Origin of the sequence: Dyadobacter sp. CY356 (assembly GCF_021440195.1) — a bacterium.
Lineage (GTDB): Bacteria > Bacteroidota > Bacteroidia > Cytophagales > Spirosomataceae > Dyadobacter.
Genome location: NZ_JAJTSZ010000001.1, coordinates 892,112 through 910,996 on the forward strand (window position 1 = coordinate 892,112; position 18,885 = coordinate 910,996).

The window sequence follows — 18,885 nt, forward strand, 5'->3', positions numbered from 1 at the left end:
CCTGAGTTTTGAAATGGAATGACTTTATCAATAATATCCAAACAACTGATAATAAGGGAATGATTATGCAGCAATTAAGTCTCTTTGATGCGAACGAAAGTCTGAGTTTTCCTGAAAATTTACTGGAATATTTTCCCGGATTTTTAGATTCTCAACAAAGTATTTTACTTATGGATCAGCTTATTAAGGAAGTTTCATGGCGGCAGCAGGTCATTCAGATGTATGGAAAAGAAGTCGCCACACCGCGGTTGACAGCCTGGTATGGGGATTCAAATAAATCTTACCAGTTTTCAGGGACAAAATTTGACCCGGTCCCCTGGACTTCGGAGTTATATGCATTGAAAGAAAAGATTCAGGCAACAACCGGACTGAGCTTTAATAGTGTGCTGCTGAATTTTTACCGGGATGGAAATGACTCCGTTGCCTGGCACAGGGACAACGAAAATGAACTGGGTATTAATCCCCACATTGCTTCACTGAGCCTCGGGCAGGCGCGGCAGTTTGAATTTCGTCATAAAACAGATCATAGCCGAAAGTATGGACTGAGCCTTGAAAATGGTTCTTTGCTGATTATGAAGGGAGATCTGCAACATCATTGGGAACACCGGGTACCTAAGTCGAAAAAATTAAATAACGGGAGGATCAATCTTACTTTTCGTTTCATTGTATCATTATAAGACAAGTCAGCATGGCCAGACAAAGCGCAGGAATTTTGTTATACAGAATAAAACCGGAGTTGGAAGTTTTCCTTGTGCATCCCGGCGGACCGTTTTTTGTGAAAAAAGATCTTGGTGCCTGGTCGATTCCAAAGGGAGAGTTTGACTATACTGAAACAGCGATTGACGCAGCAAAAAGAGAGTTTGAAGAAGAAACCGGAAATGTGATCGAAGGGGAGTTTAAGATGTTACAGCCAATCACCCAAAAAAGTGGGAAGGTAGTGCAAGCCTGGGCAGTAGAAGGGGATATTGATGCAGAAAATATAGTAAGCAATACTTTTGAAATGATATGGCCGCCCAATTCCGGAAAAATGAAAACGTTTCCTGAAAACGACCGTGGACAATGGTTTACAATAGATGAAGCAAAATTAAAGATCAACGAGCGCCAGATTCCGCTGCTGGATGAGCTCATCAATTTAATTAAATGATCATACCTGTTCAGGTAAATAAATAGTAAAAACCGCGCCATTTCCAGGCTGACTTGTAGCTGCAATGGCACCGCCGTGGTTGGAAGCAACTTTTTCGCAAATAGCCAGACCAATACCGGTTCCTGCAAATTCACTTCGTCCGTGAAGACGCTGGAAAACCTGAAAAATCCTGTCGGCATATTTCTGGTCAAAGCCAATACCATTGTCCGAGACCTTGATACGATAATAACTGGCAGCTGCTTTGGCAGGTTTTACATGGGCTGGCAACTGGTAGGAATAAATGCTGTCTGCGGTAATTTCAATGATCGGAGCCACATTGGGAAGCCTGAATTTCAGTGCATTACTGATAAGGTTCTGGAAAAGTTGTCCCAGTTGTGATTCATCTCCTAAAATCAAAGGAAGTTGGCTGACATTGATTGTTGCACCAGTTTCCTGAATTTTTAATTCCAGATCAGAAAGCACGGTATCAATAACCCTGGACAGCGAAACCGTTTCGATATTATCCTGTTTGGTGGAAATTCTGGAAAATGTCAGCAGATCCTGAATCAATACGGACATCCGGTTTGCGGCAGTTTGCATACGTTCAACCAGGTGGGTTCCCTCACCAAGCTCTTTGGCATACCGGTTGCTTAGTAAATTTCCAAACGACTGGATTTTCCGTAGCGGTTCCTGTAAATCGTGCGAAGCAATGTAGGCAAACTGCTGCAAATTCTGGTTAGATTGTGTGAGCAGATAATTCGATTCTGCCAGTTCTTCATTCGTTGCCATATATTCTTCATTGATCGCGGCAAGTTCTTCATTGCTGACTTCAAGTTCCTCAGTACGTTCCTGAACCTGCTGTTCAAGACCTAACTGAAGTAATCTTTGCTCAGTGACGTCCTGAGCGGTTCCTCGCATCAGATATGCTTTTCCTTCCTGATTAAAAAATGCCCTTCCGCGTGCCTGTAATATTCTGCGCTGGCCGGTGTTATGGCTAGTCACCACATACTCTTCTGCAAAATAGCCATTTGAATTATCCGCCAAAGCCCTGTCTACACTTTCCTGAACTCTGAGTCTGTCAGTTTCATCCATAACACTCATCGCTTCTTCCAGACTCAGATTTTCCTTTTCAAATCCGAACCATTTTCTCATACGTTCCGAATGCGTTACAGTCCCGCTGGCAGGATTCAATATCCAGGTGCCAAGCTCGGCTAACTCAACTGCATCCCGTAAACTTTCTTCAGCTTCTATTGCTTTTTGTCTGGCGACTACCTGTTCGGTAATTTCTATAAACGTCACAATAATGCCATACCGAACGCCATTGGCATCCGAAAGTGGTTTGTATATGTGGTTATAATAGCCTGAATATGGTTTTCCAAATCGTATAAATTCTATTTTTTCCTCAGGATTGTGGAACACTTCCCCGGTTTGGTAAACGTGTTGCAGTCGCTCCATGATCGGTGTATGGGCAAGTTCCGGAATAGCGTCCAACAGAACTTTCCCCCGAATGGATTTATCTTTGCCAACGATTTCAAGCATCACATCATTGGCGGTCCTTATTTTCATTTCCTCGCCGATCAATACAAATTTTGCGATCGGCGAATTGTCTATAACGCTACGGGAAAACAACTCGCTTTCTTCAAGCTGGCGACGGGCATTCACAGACTCCGTGACATCCACGCTTACGTCCAGAATAGCAACAACTTTTCCATTCTTATCTAAAATTGGCGTGTATGTGAAATCATACAAATTATGCGTCATCACACCACGTTTCAGGATATCAACCTGTGTACCTTCGGTTTTAAAAACTTTACCGGAAGTGAAAACCTCATCCAGTATTTTAAGAAATGCCTGATTTTGAAGCTCCGGCATAGCTTCCCGGAGTGGTTTTCCCGCGATTCCCGCGTCCTTTCCAATGATTTCAATAAAGGCCTGGTTTGGCATCTCAACAATCAGGTCACGTCCTGTGAAAACGACCATACCTGCGGGTGCAGCTGCAATAACCGATCTTAATTTTGATTCGCTATCTTCAAGTGCTTGTCTTGCCAGCACCTCGCTGGTTACATCTACTGCCATGTCTAAAATCGCATAGATTTCACCGGCAGCATTGCGCAGTGGCTTGAATGTATAATCAAAATAAGAGGTATTTATTTTGCCATTCACCATAAAATGAGCCGGCTCGCTTTTGCCGACATACGTCTTGCCCGTAGTATACACCTGATCCAGAATTCCCAGAAAAGGTTGTCCGATCAATTCAGGAACGGCATCCATCAGCCTTTTACCAAGGACAGATTTATCTTTTCCCCAAAATTGAATAATTTCTTCATTTGCCACTTCAACAAGAAACTCACGACCTACCAGAAGGCAGGTTGCCACAGGTGCTTCTTCAATGAGTAGCCTGAATTTTGCTTCGCTGAATTCAACTGCTTTTTTTGCAATAACCTGTGCCGTAACTTCTGTTGCCAGTATGATAACGCCGGAGATTGTATTGGACTTATCAAGCAATGGAGTGTAGGCAAAATCAAAATATTTATCTTCGACTACGCCGTTATTGATAAGTTTTGCCAGAATACTATTCCCAAAAAACGGTTCTCCGGTATCATATACATGATGTAGCAACTCTATAAAACCCTGGTCTTTGATTTCAGGCAAAGCTTCGAGAATCGTTTTTCCTAAAACAGATTTATCCTTTCCCCACAATTCGAAAATTTTATCGTTTCCGATCTCTATAATCAAATCCCTTCCACGCAACAAGCCAATGGCCATTGGGGATTGTTCAACCATGGTTTGGAAACGTGTCTCACCGGATTTGATATCGGTAATATCCCGTGCAATGGCCAAAACACTTTCAACCCCGCCATCCTCGTTCAGTTCAGGAATGAGCCGCAAATGCACAGATATTTCTCCATTTTCAGTGGGGTAAGTATTGTAATATTCCCCCTGTTTTCCGGTTTCGAAGATTTCTTTTAAATGCGCAGGTTCCAGAATAAAATCCGCCTGATTTATTTCCTTACAGGTTTTACCAACCAGGAATTCATTGGGAATGCCACCTTTTTTCTCAAAAGCAGTATTGGCAAAAATCAGTTTTAAATCTTTATTCCAACGGGTTATCAAATCCGGTGTATGATTCAGGAGCGTTTTTGTTTTTTCTTCATTTTCACGCAACAACTGACGATTTTGCACATCCTGAGAAACATTTTGTGCAGTTCCCAGAAACCTTTCCGGCTGTCCTTTTTCATTAAAATAGGCCAGTCCCTTGCAAAGAAGCCATTTTGATTGATTGTCTGTATCGGTAGTAACCCGAAACTCAATATTGTACGGCTTTCTGACGCTACTGTCCAGAGCCAGTTTCAAATCTTCCTCAACCCGTTTTTTATCATCAGGATGAATGAGCGATAATACTTGTTCATAAGGAACAATATCATCACCTGAAAAACCATATAAAGTCTTTGTACGATGGCACCAGCGCACTGTATTATCAAATAAATCCAGTTCCCAGGTGCCGACCGACGCAGCGTCAAGAGCCATTTCCAGTCTTTCCGCTTCGACGTCGCTATTTGTGCTAAAAGGCTTATGCTGGCCGCTCATCTATGAAGTTATATGGTTTAGGTTTGTTAATACAGTTGCTGATGATAGTTAGCATTTCTGTATTACCAACCATCAAATGTCTGCGTTATGAATCAATCGATCAGAACAAGCATTATAAATTTCGTTCCAGAGTATTTTCCAGATATGGAATAGCTTGAATATAAAATGGTACTGCCGATGACCTAAACTATTTTTTTTCGAAAAATTAAAATTTTATATAATCTGTAATTCTTGCTTTATATGATAACTAATTGATATGTTTGTAGTGTTTACAGAATAAAATATTGCTTCTTTTGATTTTTGTTAGATTTTGTACTATATGTAACCGATCGTGCTGATTCAAACTTTACATAGCGAAAAGGAATTACTCGTCCTTGCTTCACAGGCTGATCAGGGTGCATTTACAGCACTTTTTCATATGTATAAAAACAAGTTGTATGCTTATGTTTTGTGGCTTACCGAATCGGAAATGCTTGCAGAAGATATTGTGCAGGACGTGTTTATGAAACTGTGGAATGATCATGAATCGTTAAGCAGTATTGATAATTTTGGAAGCTATCTTTTCAGGATGTCAAAGAATCAGGTCATCAATCATTTCAAGCGAATGGCGCATGAAACGCTGATTTTAGCTGAGCTTTTTCATCAAAATCCGGTGGGGCATAATGAGACGCAGGAAATGGTTGCCTTAAAAGAGGCGGAAAAAATTCTGGGTGACATTTTGGAAAAACTTCCTCCACAACAAAAAGCAGTATACTATCTCAGCAGAGAAGAGGGCAGGACCCATGACGAAATTGCCAATCTGCTGAAAATATCTCCTAACACAGTAAAAAATCACATTGTTCAGGCAATGTCGACGATTCGTACCCAGCTTCGCAAACATGCGGATACCATGCTTATGGTAGCCGCCATAATTGCTGTCAAAAAATAATTTCAGTTATTTTTCTTTTCAGACTAGTCCCTTCGTTTCTGCCAATTGTCTTTTATTTGGTGATACCTGATTTTGTCTTCATTTATGATGGACCTAAATAAGTAATCACAAAATATTAAATAAGTAATTATTGAGATTGGTATAAATGTTATGCAATTGAACCGGATTGATTTTCTGACAGAAAAGTTTTTCAGAAACGCTTGCAGCGAAACTGAAAAACAGGAACTCGCTGTCTGGATTAAGGAAAATCCTGATGACCGGTTAGCCGAAGTTCTGGAAAAGGCGTGGGACAATTATGATAGTCATATAGAAATGCCTGATCAGGTTTCGGACAGGATCCTGAATACTATTTTCCCTGAAAAAGAAAAAGCACTGTATCATGATAATGATGAAGATGCCGGTATTTATTCATTCCAACTTTGGGCGAAAATTGCTGTTGCCGCGGTTTTGATAATGGCCATTGGTGTATACTGGTGGTCGGGTTCGAAGGGGACAATCAAAATGGCTGTGAAAGAAAATCCTTCTGCACTTGTTGCAGATCTTCCTCCCGGTGGAAACAGGGCGATCCTGACCCTGGGTGACGGATCTAATATTATTCTGGACAGCGCAGGAAATGGAAATCTGGCAAGTGAAGGAAACACAGACATTACAAAATCAGGAAGGGGTGAATTAATTTATAAATCAAACAACAAGGATGCAGGGACTGTGGTTTACAATACCGTATCAACGCCGAAAGGCGGCCAGTATCATATTGTTTTACCCGACGGTTCCAAAGTCTGGCTTAATGCAGCTTCGAGCTTGAAATTTCCAACTGCATTCATAGGCAAAGAACGCCGGGTGGAAATTACAGGGGAAGTTTATTTCGAGGTGGCGCATAATACCGGAATGCCATTCATTGTAAAAGTCAATGATACAGAAATCGCCGTTCTCGGAACGCATTTCAACGTCATGGCTTATGCGGATGAAAAAGTGATGAAAACCACACTTTTGGAAGGATCTGTAAAAGTTAGTAAAGCAGGTAAATCAGCAATGCTGACGCCCGGTCAGCAGGCGCGTATCACAAGTTCAGCCGAAAATATCAGGGTTTTGGACGATGTGGATATGGATAAGGAAATGGCCTGGAAATCCGGTTATTTCCAGTTTGATGATGATAATCTTGAAAGTATCATGCGGCAGGTTTCCCGCTGGTATGATGTGGATATCAGGTATGAGGGAAATCTGAGCCGGGAACATTTTACCGGGCGGCTGCCCCGAAATGCAAACGTGTCGAAGGTTTTGAAAATATTATCACTCAGCGGCGTAAAATTCAGAATTGAAGAAAAATCAATCATTGTGACACCATAACCCGGATAGCTTATGACAAAATAAACACCTCTGCCATTAATTAGAACAGGTGTTGGCTCTCAGGCTTTCTTAAAGCAAAAAAAGAACGGGAACGTTGCAACCGCTCCCGCTTCTTCAATGAGCTGACATCATTTAACAATTATCTCAAACCGTTTAGTACCAACCCAAAACAAAAGTATGAATCACAACTCTTTTATCCAAAAGAGGCGGGGACCGTCGTATATAGGCAACAGGTATACCCGCTTCCTTCCAACCAGAACTATTTTGGTTATGAAACTGATCTTCATTTTTTCGCTGGCTTTTTGTTTGCAGGTAAGCGCGAGCAGCTCCGCCCAGAAAATTACGCTTGTAGCACAAAATGCTTCTTTGGAAAAAGTGCTTAAAAATATTGAAAAGCAAAGTGGCTACTCTTTTTGGTACAAAACCGAGCTGATGCAAAAGTCCGAAAAGGTTACGCTTTCGATAAAAGATTACAGTCTGGAAGATGCATTGGCAAAGTGTCTGAAAAATCAGCCGTTTGAGTATTCAATTGTTGATCAGACCGTTGTTTTACAACCTAAAAAAATATTGAAGGTTGTAGAGCCGGTGAAACAGATTCTGGAAGTAATTAAAGGCCAGGTTCTTGGCTCTGACGGGAAACCACTGATCGGGGTAACGGTCGTTGTAAAAGCCAGCAAATTGGGTACAACGACTGATACTGATGGTAATTTTACAGTGAACGCTACCGATACGGATGTGCTGGTCTTTTCCTACATCGGCTTTAATACAAAAGAAGTTCAGGTAGGGAAACAGAGTAATATTTCGGTTTCCATGACCGAAAGCAATACTACCCTGGGTGAGGTTGCAGTAATTGGTTACGGGACACAATCCCGTAAAACATTGACCAGTGCGGTAACTACTGTGAAAGCGGAGGAAATGAACAGGGGAGCCATTACGGATGTTGGCCAGCTTTTGCAGGGCAAGGTTCCGGGTTTGAATATCACTGCCAGTGGTGATCCGAACAAACCTGCTGCGGTTGTGCTTCGCGGTGCGTCTACCATCAATAGTTCCCAAGGCCCGTTTTATGTTATTGACAATATTCCTGGTGCTGATATTTCTACAATTGCGCCTGATGATATCGCTTCGATAGATATTTTGAAGGATGCAGCAGCAACCGCAATTTATGGTAACCGCGCTGCAAACGGGGTAATTATGGTTACCACGAAAAAAGGGAAAAAGGGAGAAATGAAAATTTCTTACAACGGTTATGTAGGAATAGAAAAAGTTTCGAACAAACTCGATATGATGAGCGGAGCACAGCTTCGTGCTTTTCTTGAAAAAAATAATGTAGGACTTTCGCCAAAGGATGATCTGGGTGCTGATACAGACTGGCAGTCTGCGGTACAGAAAAAAACAGCGGTTTCAACCAATCATAACCTTTCTTTCAGCGGAGGAACTGAGCATAGTACTTATAGCGCAAGTTTGAACTACGTAAACAAAGAAGGTATTTTGCTGAACAGTTCTTTGAAACGTTTCATCGGACGTTTATCCCTGCAGCAATATGCCTTTAAAGATAAATTGAAGTTTGGTTTAACAGTGACAAACTCAAACAGTACTGCAAACGACGTTCCTTTCAGGAATACGGTTCTGCTTCAATCAGTTTCTTACCTGCCCGTTTCTCCAATTAAAAATGCAGATGGCAGTTATTTTGAAAATCAGGATCATACGGATTATTACAACCCGGTTTCGATGATCAAAAACAGCCAGAACAGTACTAAAACAAATAATTTGACAGGAAGTTTTACTACCGAAGTGAAATTACCATTCGGGTTGATGTACAATTTGAATCTTTCTTATTTGAACACAACTTCGCTTGGCGGTACTTATTTCAACAAATATTTTACAGATCACTACAACAACATGTATGACAATCCGGAACCTGGTTTGGGATATCATACGCAGCAATCTTTTGGTGCAAATGGGCAGGCGAACAGAAGTTCATACCGCAATTCAAGCAAAATCCTTGAAACATTCCTGACCTGGAATAAGGAATTTGGTGACCATTCTTTAAATGTTGTTGCCGGTTATTCGTGGCAGGATTATATCATCGGTGAAGGTTTTCAGGTAACAACCAGCAATCTGCCGGTAGATAACATTTCCTATAACAACCTTGCACTGAGTAATCCATATGGAGTTTCCGGTTTTCAGATCGGTTTTGGAGCGGATGGAATATATCAGCAAACGCGTTTGATTTCTGATTTCGCCAGATTTAACTACAATTTCAAAAACAAGTATCTTTTGCAGGGATCTGTCAGAAGAGATGGTAGTTCTGTTTTTGGAAAGAATAACCAGTGGGGATATTTTCCTTCTGTTGGCGCTGCGTGGAGAATTACAGAAGAAGGATTTATGGCCGGACAAAAACTTTTCACCGAACTTAAATTACGTGGAAGTTATGGGGTAACTGGGAATGCAACCGGATTTGGAGCCTATACAACACAGTTTTTGTCAGGAAGTTTGGGTACCTATTATTACAACGGAACACTTACGGCGGCACTAGGACCGACACAAGCCGCAAACCCGGATTTGAAATGGGAAAAAACAGCAACGAGTAACATAGGCGTTGACTTTGCGGTTTTGGGCGGAAGATTGAGTGGTACTTTGGAACTGTATAATAAGAATACAACCGGTATGATTTATTCATACAGCGTGGATCCGATTCTGGTACCAACTGGCAAAATCACTACGAACGGCGGAAGTATTAATAACAAAGGCGTTGAGCTAAGTCTGAACGCAGTCGTTTTTGATAAAGGTCCTTTCCACTGGACAACCGGAATTAATCTTGCGCATAATAAAAACACCGTAACCAGTCTGGCTAACCCGCTTTTCGCAGGTGGCGACTCGGTACTTTTAGCTTATCCGGAAGGTTTGGGACAATCAAGTCATTCGCTTGAAATTCTGAAAGCAGGAAAACCGCTGGGGCAATTTTTCTCTCTTCAATATGCTGGTAAAAATGCGGACGGTGTTTCGCAATTTGTTGGTGGGGATGGTCAGCTGACCACCACGCCTTCCATTGGAGTGGATTACAAATACATTGGAAATGCACAGCCTAAACTTTTGGCAGGTTGGTCAAACAGCTTTCGTTACCGAAATTTTGATCTGAATATTTTCTTGCGCGGCGCTTTCGGAAACAAGATTTTCAACGCAACAAGAGCCGATCTTTTCAGACCAAATACGGCACAGTATACCAACATTCTGGTGGATGCAGGAGGAGAATCCATGGCTGATTACAACTCGTATCAGTATTCTTCAAGGTTTGTGGAAAATGGCAGTTACCTGCGATTTGATAATGCAACGTTGGGATATAATTTCAAAAACCTGGGTTCGAGCATCAAAAATCTTCGTGTCTATACTTCGGTTAACAACCTGTTTGTCATCACAAAATATAATGGTGTTGATCCGGAAATTAATCAGGGAGGACTTGCGCCGGGTGTTGATTCCAACAACTTCTATCCTAAAACAAGAACTTTCCTTTTGGGAGTGAATGTATCATTCTGATTTTTAAAACCTAGATATCATGAGCAAGTCATATATAAAATTAATTCTATCAGCGGCGTTACTTGGGACGATGGTTTCCTGTCATGATCTCAACGTGCCGGTAACATCGGAACTTACGCCTGATGTTTTTCCAACGGATGAGGCCCAGTTTATCAGCGCAGCCGGGCCGGCATATGTTGCACTGCGTGGAAATATTTCAGTTGAATTTTTTCACCTGCAAACATTAAGTACTGACGAGGCGATTTTCCCGGCAAAAGGCGGAAACTGGTATAATGGTGCAGAATTTAAAGATTTGCACCTGCATACCTGGACAAAGGACCACAGTACGGTGACTGGAAACTGGACCTGGTTGAGCACGATCATCGGAACGGTAAACCAGTCACTTTCCATTCTGGAAACCAATATGCCGACCGGAACTTCTAAAAGCCAGACATTGGCTGAACTGAAAATGGTACGTGCACTGGCATATTTCTGGATGATGGATAGCTTCGGAAATGTTCCAATTATTACTACTTACGGAGATTACAGCGCGCACCCAAATGCAAAGCGTGCCGAGGTTTTTGCTTTCCTGGAAACAGAAATAAAGGCAGCGCTTCCGGATTTGAGCGATGTCGTGGATGCTTCGACTTACGGTCGTCCGACTAAGTATCTTGCCCATGCTTTGCTAGCCAAAATGTATCTGAATGCAGAAGTTTACACCGGAACCGCACGTAATGCAGATTGTATCGCGGCTTGCGATGCCATAATCAATTCTGGTAAATTTTCGCTGGAACCCGCTGCTTCATACCTGCAAATGTTTTATCCGAACAACGGTCCGCAGATGAAAGAATTCCTTTTTGCGGTTCCTTTTGATGCCACAGCTACGAACAGTTTTCCTTTCAGAGCCACCAACCTTCATTCACGTTATGATGTGCCAAGAGGTATGGTCGCCAAATTTAAAATGCCTTTTACGCCTGACGCAGCGGTTAGTACATTGCCTGAATTTTACAAATATTTCAACGATGCCAATGATATCAGAAATAAGGAATGGCTGACAGGTTTACAATTTTACGATGACGGAACTCCCGTTACAGTTACCACAACCAAAAAAGGATATGACCAGTTTTACGCCGGTTCGGATCCTGCTGCACCTTACACTTATCAAATCAATATTACACCGGAAGTGACTTTAAGACAGGATGTTGCCTCTTTTGATGTCGGTAATGATGAGTTGGCCTGGAACATGGGTTACAGGAATATAAAGTTCCATCCTGATGCCACTTCTTTGAACAGAAACCAAAATAATGATGTACCGATTTTCCGTTATGCTGATGCACTTTTGATGAAAGCAGAAGCAATTCAGCGCGGCGGTGCAGCAACTTCCGGTGCAACAGCTTTATCTCTGGTGAATTCTGTGCGTACGGCAAGATCAGCCGCCGCTTTGACAACAGTTGATCTGGAAGCTATTTACGGCGAGAGAATTCGTGAGTTTGCTTCTGAAATGTGGCACAGAAATGATATGATCCGTTTTGGGAAATTTGAAAATAAATGGGGTTATAAAACCAATGCTGATATTACAAAACGCATTTTTCCAATACCAAATTCTGCACTTTTACTTAATCCGGCTTTGGTTCAAAATCCGGGTTATTGATTGATTTATCTCTCCGTATCCGTGACAGGATACGGAGAAAATTTCCTTTGGCTCTGTTCTATAGACATTTGGAATTCTTCTTTTGTTCAGATTCAATCTCAGTGTCACTTTATTTCATCAAATATTAAAAATGAAAATCATCCGAGAAGGTTGTTTCTCTCTTCACGCTATGAAGGGTATAGCCTTGTTTTGCTTTCTGATTCTACTATTAATTTATCCATTTTCGTCCCGTGCACAGGGAATTTCAAAAACCGGAAAAGCACTGATCGGCAGAGTGATTCCTTCTCACGCTTCCAATTTTGACGTGGAAGAGTTGACCAGTAATTCAGGAAAAGACGAATTTGAAATAGAAAGTAAAAACAATAAAATAATGCTGCGCGGAACCAGTGGTGTGGCGGTCGCATCTGCCTTGTATCATTACCTTACCGAATATGCACACTGCCAGATAACCTGGAACGGAACAAATCTTAATCTGCCGGAAAAACTTCCGGTTTTGCCTTCTAAAATCAGAAAAGCGACCGTTTACAATTACCGTTATTATCTCAACTACTGCACCTTCAATTATAGTATGAGCTGGTGGGATTGGGACAGATGGCAAAAGGAAATTGACTGGATGGCGCTGCATGGAATTAATATGCCGCTTGCCATTACGGGTGAAGAATATACCTGGCTGGAAGTTTATAAAGAGATGGGTTTTAGTCCCGATGACTTAAAGGATTTTTTCAGTGGTCCCGCGTATTTTGGATGGTTTTGGATGGGCAATCTGGATGGTTGGGGAGGTCCGTTGCCACATAAATGGATGGAAAGTCATAAAACTTTACAGCAGCAGATCGTAAAACGTGAAAGGGAGTTGGGGATGAAAACGGTTCTGCCTGCATTTACCGGCCATGTTCCGGCCGCTTTTAAAAAGAAATTCCCGAAAGCCATTTTAAAGTCGACCAACTGGACAAATGGTTTTGGTGATACCTATATTCTGGATTCGCAGGATCCGCTTTTTGCTGAAATAGGAAAGAAGTTTTTAGCCAAACAGACAGACTTGTATGGTACGGATCACCTTTATTCCGCAGATACTTTTAATGAAAATGAACCACCCACAGATAATCCTGAATTTCTCTCAAAACTCAGTGAGCGGATCTATGACGGAATGAGACAGGCCGATCCGGAAGCCATTTGGGTGATGCAGGGGTGGCTTTTTTATAGTGACAAAAAATTTTGGAAAGCACCGCAAATTGAAGCTTTGCTTAAAGCAGTCCCTGATGATAAAATGATTCTGTTAGATCTGGCAGCGGAAATTGAACCCGTCTGGAAACGGACGGATGGATTTTATGGAAAACCCTGGATATGGAATATGCTTAATAATTTTGGCGGAAATGTTAATCTTTTCGGCCGGATGGACGGCGTTGCCAGCGGTCCGGCAGAAGCCTGGAAAGACCCAAATAAAAAACGATTGGAAGGAATTGGGCTCACGATGGAAGCCATCGAGCAAAATCCGGTAATTTATGAACTGATGATGGAGCATACCTGGCAGACAGAAACAATTCAGCTTGATAACTGGCTTGAAAAATACACGCGGAACCGGTATGGAAAAGAAGATATAAATCTGATCAAAGCCTGGCAAATCCTGAGAAAGACTGTTTATAATGGTAAGGAAATACGTGATGGAGCTGAGTCCATTGTGACGGGAAGGCCAACGCTGGATTCTACAACGGTCTGGACCAGGACAAAATTAAATTATGATCCTCAGGATCTTTTGCCAGCCTGGGATCTATTTATCGAATCGGCAAAAAATGGTCAGGATTCTGATGGTTTTCAATATGATTTAACGGACGTCACAAGACAAGTACTTGCGAATTATGCCCTGGTAATTCAGCAAAAATGGGTAACTGCATTTAGAAGCGGCGATAAAAAGGCTTTTCAGAAACATAGCGAAGAATTTGTAACGTTGATTAATGATATGGATTTATTGCTGGCCACCCGAAAGGATTTTTTATTGGGTCCATGGATCGCCGACGCACGCGAATGGGGTTCAAATGCAGATGAAAAAGCTTTATATGAAAAAAATGCAAGAGATTTAATCACACTCTGGGGAGATGCCGAAAGCCCCTTACATGAATATTCAAACCGTCAGTGGAGTGGCCTGCTTAACGATTTTTACAAAGTACGCTGGCAGAAATTCTTTGTTTTGCTCAACGCTTCGTTAACAAACGGATCTGTTCCGGACTTCAAATTATTTGAAAAAAATATTTCAAAATGGGAGTGGAGCTGGGTGAATGAGCGGAAGGATTTTCCAGTCGTAGAAAATGGGAATAGCATAAAAACTGCATTAAAACTTCATGTAAAATATGATAGGCAAATGAAAGCAGATTATAAGCAAAATTGATAATATGGACGCGCTGCAAAATAAAAATCACGAATCTCAACGTTTGATTTCCCTTGATGTATTACGGGGTTTTGATATGTTCTGGATCATTGGCGGGGAACATATCATTCACGCACTTGCGAAATTGACTGACTGGCCCGTTTTAAACTGGATTTCAGCACAAATGCACCATACTGTCTGGAATGGCTGTACTTTTTATGACATGATTTTTCCACTTTTTCTTTTTATATCAGGTGTTTCCTTGCCTTTTTCTTTTGGGAAAAAATTGATCGCCGCCAATGTGAAAAGCACTTTCGAACTGCCGGTGTCAGTAAAAAGGAAGGTTTATATTGATATGGTAAGAAGAATGGCCATTCTTGTTTTTCTGGGATTGGTGGTGAACGGGCTTTTCAAATTTAATGGATATGAAAATACACGATTTGCCAGCGTGTTAGGAAGGATAGGGATTGCCTGGTTTTTTGCCGGATTGATTTATTTAAATTGTAATTTGAAAAAGCAGATCATCTGGTTTTGTCTTATTCTGATTGGATACTGGCTTGCGATGGTATTGATACCTGTCCCGGGTTTTGGTTCAGGAAACCTGACCATGGAGGGCTCTTTGGAATCTTACATTGACAGACTTTTTTTGCCGGGACGACTGCATAGTAAAGTGCATGATCCTGAGGGCATTTTGTCAACAATTCCGGCCGTGGCAACAGGTTTGCTTGGGATTTTTACAGGTACTTTTATAAAAGAAAAGCGGTACGATTCTCTGAAAAGTGTATATTTCTTACTTCTCGCAGCCGCCCTGTTCATCTTGCTGGGTCTTGCCTGGGATTGTGTTTTTCCAATCAATAAGAGATTGTGGAGCAGTTCATTCGTATTGTTCGTTGGTGGATACAGTATTGCCTTTTTCGCTTTATTTTATCTTATTATTGACGTAATGGGCTGGAAAAAATGGACCTTCCCATTTCTACTGATTGGGATGAATTCCATCGTAATTTACATGGCCGTTGAAGGTGTCGTGAATTTTGGATACACAGCTGACTTTATTTTTGGCGGATTAATAAACCTGACCGCCGAGCCATTTCATATTTTATTAAAAGCAGTTTCAGTAGTTGTTATTGAGTTGATATTTCTATATTTCCTGTATCGAAATAAACTATTTTTGAAGGTTTAAATAACGGTAAGCGGTGTTGTCTTACTCTTTTGATAAAGTAGATCATAATAACCCCAGCCTTGTATTCGGAATAAATTTATTTTTTTATCATGAAATTGAGATATACAATCAGCATTTTATTATTGCTTTTTTCTTCCCCGTTGTTTGCCCAGCAGGATCTTAAACTTTGGTATAAACAGCCGGCACGTAACTGGAATGAGGCTTTGCCGGTCGGAAATGGAAGAATTGGCGCCATGGTCTTTGGCAGAGTCAATGAAGAATTAATTCAATTAAATGAAGAGTCGCTTTGGTCTGGAGGGCCGGTCAATCCAAATCCCAATCCGGGAGCAGTTAAATATCTGCCTCAGATCAGAAAGGCCCTGGCTAATGAGGATTTTAAACTCGCCGAAACGCTGACAAAAAAGATGCAAGGTTTGTTTACAGAGTCTTATGAACCATTGGGAGATCTTATGATCAAACAAAATTTCACATCAAATGCAACGGACTACCGGAGAGAGCTGGATATTTCCAATGCATTATCATTGACAAAATTTACGGTGGATGGCGTTGAATACAGCCGGGAAATTTTCATTTCTGCTCCTGATCAGATTATGGTCATCAAATTGAAAGCAAACAAAAAAGGTGCGCTTAATTTTACAGCATCCACACAAAGTCAGCTGGTTTATAATCATGTGGTTATCGCTCAGGATCAGATCGCTATGAAAGGGCAGGCGCCTTCGCATACCGACCCGAATTATAAAGAATCTATGGAGATTCCGGTAATTTATAACGATCCCGGCAGATGCAGGGGTATGCGGTTTGAACTTAGGGTTAAGGTGAAAGAATCAGATGGGAAAGTGAAAGCCGACAGTGCCGGATTGCATATCAGTGATGCAAGTGAGGTAGTACTTTTACTTTCAGCCGCAACGAGTTTTAACGGTTTTGATAAATGTCCGGACAAAGACGGAAAGAACGAGGTGGAACTGGTTGAAAATTATCTTAAACCCGTACTTTCAAAAACGTATGATACAATAAAAAGCAATCACTTCTCGGATTATCATCAATATTTCAACCGTGTTAATTTAGTGCTCAATGGAAATCCAAAGGTTGATCTGCCTATGGATGAACGTTTGAAAAATTACACAGATGGTGGAAAAGATCCGGCTTTGGAATCTCTTTATTTTCAGTTTGGACGTTATCTGCTCATTTCCAGTTCACGCGAAAAAGGTGTTCCTGCCAACTTGCAAGGTATCTGGAATCATGAGGTGAGGCCTCCTTGGAGTAGTAATTTTACTACCAATATCAACGCGCAGATGAATTACTGGATGGTAGAAACTACGAATCTTTCCGAGCTGCACACACCACTGCTGGATATCATCAAGCATATGGAGGTTACGGGTACTGAAACTGCTAAAAACTTTTACAACGCCAAAGGTTGGGTGGTGCATCACAACTCAGATATTTGGGCAACATCAAATCCGGTGAGCGGAAGTCCTTCCTGGGCTAACTGGCCAATGGGGGGAGCCTGGCTTTGTCAGCATTTGTGGGAACATTATCAGTTTACAGGCAATCAGGAATATTTGTCAAAAACGGCGTACCCTTTGATGAAATCGTCAGCATTATTTATGCTGGATTGGCTTGTTGAAGATAAAAACGGCAAACTGGTTACCGCTCCGTCGACAACACCTGAAAATATTTTTGTTACTGAAACCGGCCTTAAAGGTTCCGTTTCAGTAGGAACAACAATGGATATGTCTATTATTTGGGACTTATTTACAAATCTGATCGAAGCATCTGAACGACTTGGTACTGACGCAGATTTTAGAAAACTTCTTATTGAAAAGCGCAGCAAACTGTTTCCTTTACAAATTGGCAACCGCGGCAATTTGCAGGAATGGTATAAGGATTGGAAAGATGACGAACCGGAACATCGCCATATTTCTCATATGTTCGGGCTTTTCCCGGGGCGTCAGATTTCGCCGTTGGTTACGCCGGTATATGCCGCTGCTGCAAGAAAAACCATGGAAATTCGTGGTGATGGCGGAACGGGTTGGAGCAAAGGTTGGAAAATTAATATCTGGGCACGGCTGCTGGACGGTAACCATGCTTACAAACTGATTCGGGAGCAGTTAAAACTGACAGGTGTTGAAGGTACAAATTATTCCCAGGGCGGCGGAACTTACCCGAATTTATTCGATGCACATCCGCCTTTCCAAATTGACGGAAACTTTGGCGGAACATCGGGCATCACAGAAATGCTTTTGCAAAGCCACGACGGTTTGCTCAATATTCTTCCGGCCATTCCCGATAACTGGGCCAGTGGGGAGGTTAAAGGTCTTAAAGCCAGAGGTGGTTTTGAAACAGATATTATCTGGGTTAATGGCAAAATTACCCAACTAACGATCCGGTCTAAACTTGGTGGCAATTGCAGAATCAGTATACCAAACACCTTGAAAGCGACAACGAAATTCAGTTTTAAAACGGCCATGGGGGAAAATCAGAATCCTTTTTATAAATCGATTCAACAAAAAGGTGAAAATGCGTTGATGACTAAAAAAGGAACCTATGCTTTTGATTTTCCAACGGAAGCCGGAAAAGAATATATTTTCAAAACCGGTAAATAGTTTTTTAGAATCATCAGATCTACTATCAGTTTAAAAAGTTTGATCATTGTATATTTTTTACAATTATCAACGATACCTGAAAATAGAAAATCCCCGATAACTGCCATTCCGGCTCGTCATTGGGGATTTTTGGTTTCTAATCGCAAAGTGATTTCAAATAATATTTTTAAGATTGAATGACCCACATCCAGTTGGCTGGCCAGAATTTTGAATTGATCCTTTCGTGAGAAATTAATTCATTATTTACAAACTCATATCCTTTTAAACTTCCACCACCAATTTCCACGTCATGTTTGGCGGTGTGGTGTAATTCAATCCAGGTTTGTTCCGAGATTTCTGAAATTCCGGTCCACCTTATCAATTCCCATTTTGGATCTGTTGAATTGTAGATGTAACGAATAGCGAGATAGTGCATGTAGGATTCATTGTTGAACCCAATTACTGAAGGAGTTTTTTGAACGCTTGTCATAACTTTGAGTCTGGTTATCGGTGAGAAATATAGGTAAGTATATAAATAAATCCCGGAAAAGTCAAGCGATTTCCGATAAACAAATGGTAACTAATCAAGAAAAAATTATCTCCGTCATTGCTTCTTG

At 41.4% G+C, this 18,885-nt stretch carries 11 protein-coding genes; 9 read left to right on the forward strand and 2 right to left on the reverse strand.

The features are described from left to right. The first annotated feature begins 65 nt into the window (after positions 1 to 65). Together LXL81_RS03760 and LXL81_RS03765 are read left to right on the forward strand one after the other, a co-directional pair. Positions 66 to 677, forward strand: coding sequence for an alpha-ketoglutarate-dependent dioxygenase AlkB (locus LXL81_RS03760; protein WP_234645366.1), 612 nt, complete (start codon positions 66 to 68; stop codon positions 675 to 677). 11 nt (positions 678 to 688) lie between these two features. Further along, complete coding sequence (locus tag LXL81_RS03765; RefSeq protein ID WP_234645367.1) at positions 689 to 1,144, forward strand: NUDIX domain-containing protein; 456 nt, start codon at positions 689 to 691, stop codon at positions 1,142 to 1,144. Here the strand turns inward: LXL81_RS03765 and LXL81_RS03770 are convergent, their stop codons facing one another. Next, a complete protein-coding gene (locus LXL81_RS03770) occupies positions 1,145 to 4,711 on the reverse strand; it encodes a PAS domain-containing protein (RefSeq protein WP_234645368.1) in 3,567 nt (1,188 codons plus the stop codon). A 331-nt stretch (positions 4,712 to 5,042) separates the two neighbouring features. On the opposite strand from LXL81_RS03770, the gene LXL81_RS03775 reads away from it, so the two are divergent. From LXL81_RS03775 to LXL81_RS03805, 7 genes are all read left to right on the forward strand, one after another. Then, complete coding sequence (locus LXL81_RS03775) at positions 5,043 to 5,639, forward strand: RNA polymerase sigma factor (protein ID WP_234645369.1); 597 nt, start codon at positions 5,043 to 5,045, stop codon at positions 5,637 to 5,639. A 150-nt stretch (positions 5,640 to 5,789) separates the two neighbouring features. After that, entirely contained in the window at positions 5,790 to 6,983 is a 1,194-nt protein-coding gene (locus LXL81_RS03780) for a FecR family protein (RefSeq protein WP_234645370.1), read from the forward strand. A gap of 270 nt (positions 6,984 to 7,253) precedes the next feature. Next, a complete protein-coding gene (locus LXL81_RS03785; RefSeq protein WP_234645371.1) occupies positions 7,254 to 10,517 on the forward strand; it encodes a TonB-dependent receptor in 3,264 nt (1,087 codons plus the stop codon). 19 nt (positions 10,518 to 10,536) lie between these two features. Then, positions 10,537 to 12,147 (forward strand): RagB/SusD family nutrient uptake outer membrane protein, encoded by a 1,611-nt coding sequence (locus tag LXL81_RS03790; protein ID WP_234645372.1) that lies wholly within the window; start codon positions 10,537 to 10,539, stop codon positions 12,145 to 12,147. A gap of 130 nt (positions 12,148 to 12,277) precedes the next feature. Then, complete coding sequence (locus tag LXL81_RS03795) at positions 12,278 to 14,527, forward strand: alpha-N-acetylglucosaminidase (protein ID WP_234645373.1); 2,250 nt, start codon at positions 12,278 to 12,280, stop codon at positions 14,525 to 14,527. 4 nt (positions 14,528 to 14,531) lie between these two features. Then, positions 14,532 to 15,686 carry an acyltransferase family protein gene (locus LXL81_RS03800; protein ID WP_234645374.1) on the forward strand — a complete coding sequence of 385 codons (1,155 nt, stop codon included), beginning with the start codon at positions 14,532 to 14,534 and terminating at the stop codon, positions 15,684 to 15,686. 89 nt (positions 15,687 to 15,775) lie between these two features. Further along, the gene (locus tag LXL81_RS03805) at positions 15,776 to 18,289 is read left to right on the forward strand and encodes a glycosyl hydrolase family 95 catalytic domain-containing protein (protein WP_234645375.1); all 2,514 of its coding nucleotides are present in this window, start codon (positions 15,776 to 15,778) and stop codon (positions 18,287 to 18,289) included. Between the two features lie 166 nt (positions 18,290 to 18,455). Here LXL81_RS03805 and LXL81_RS03810 read toward each other — a convergent pair whose 3' ends face one another. Continuing rightward, positions 18,456 to 18,704, reverse strand: coding sequence for a hypothetical protein (locus LXL81_RS03810; protein ID WP_234645376.1), 249 nt, complete (start codon positions 18,702 to 18,704; stop codon positions 18,456 to 18,458). Positions 18,705 to 18,885 lie beyond the last annotated feature (181 nt).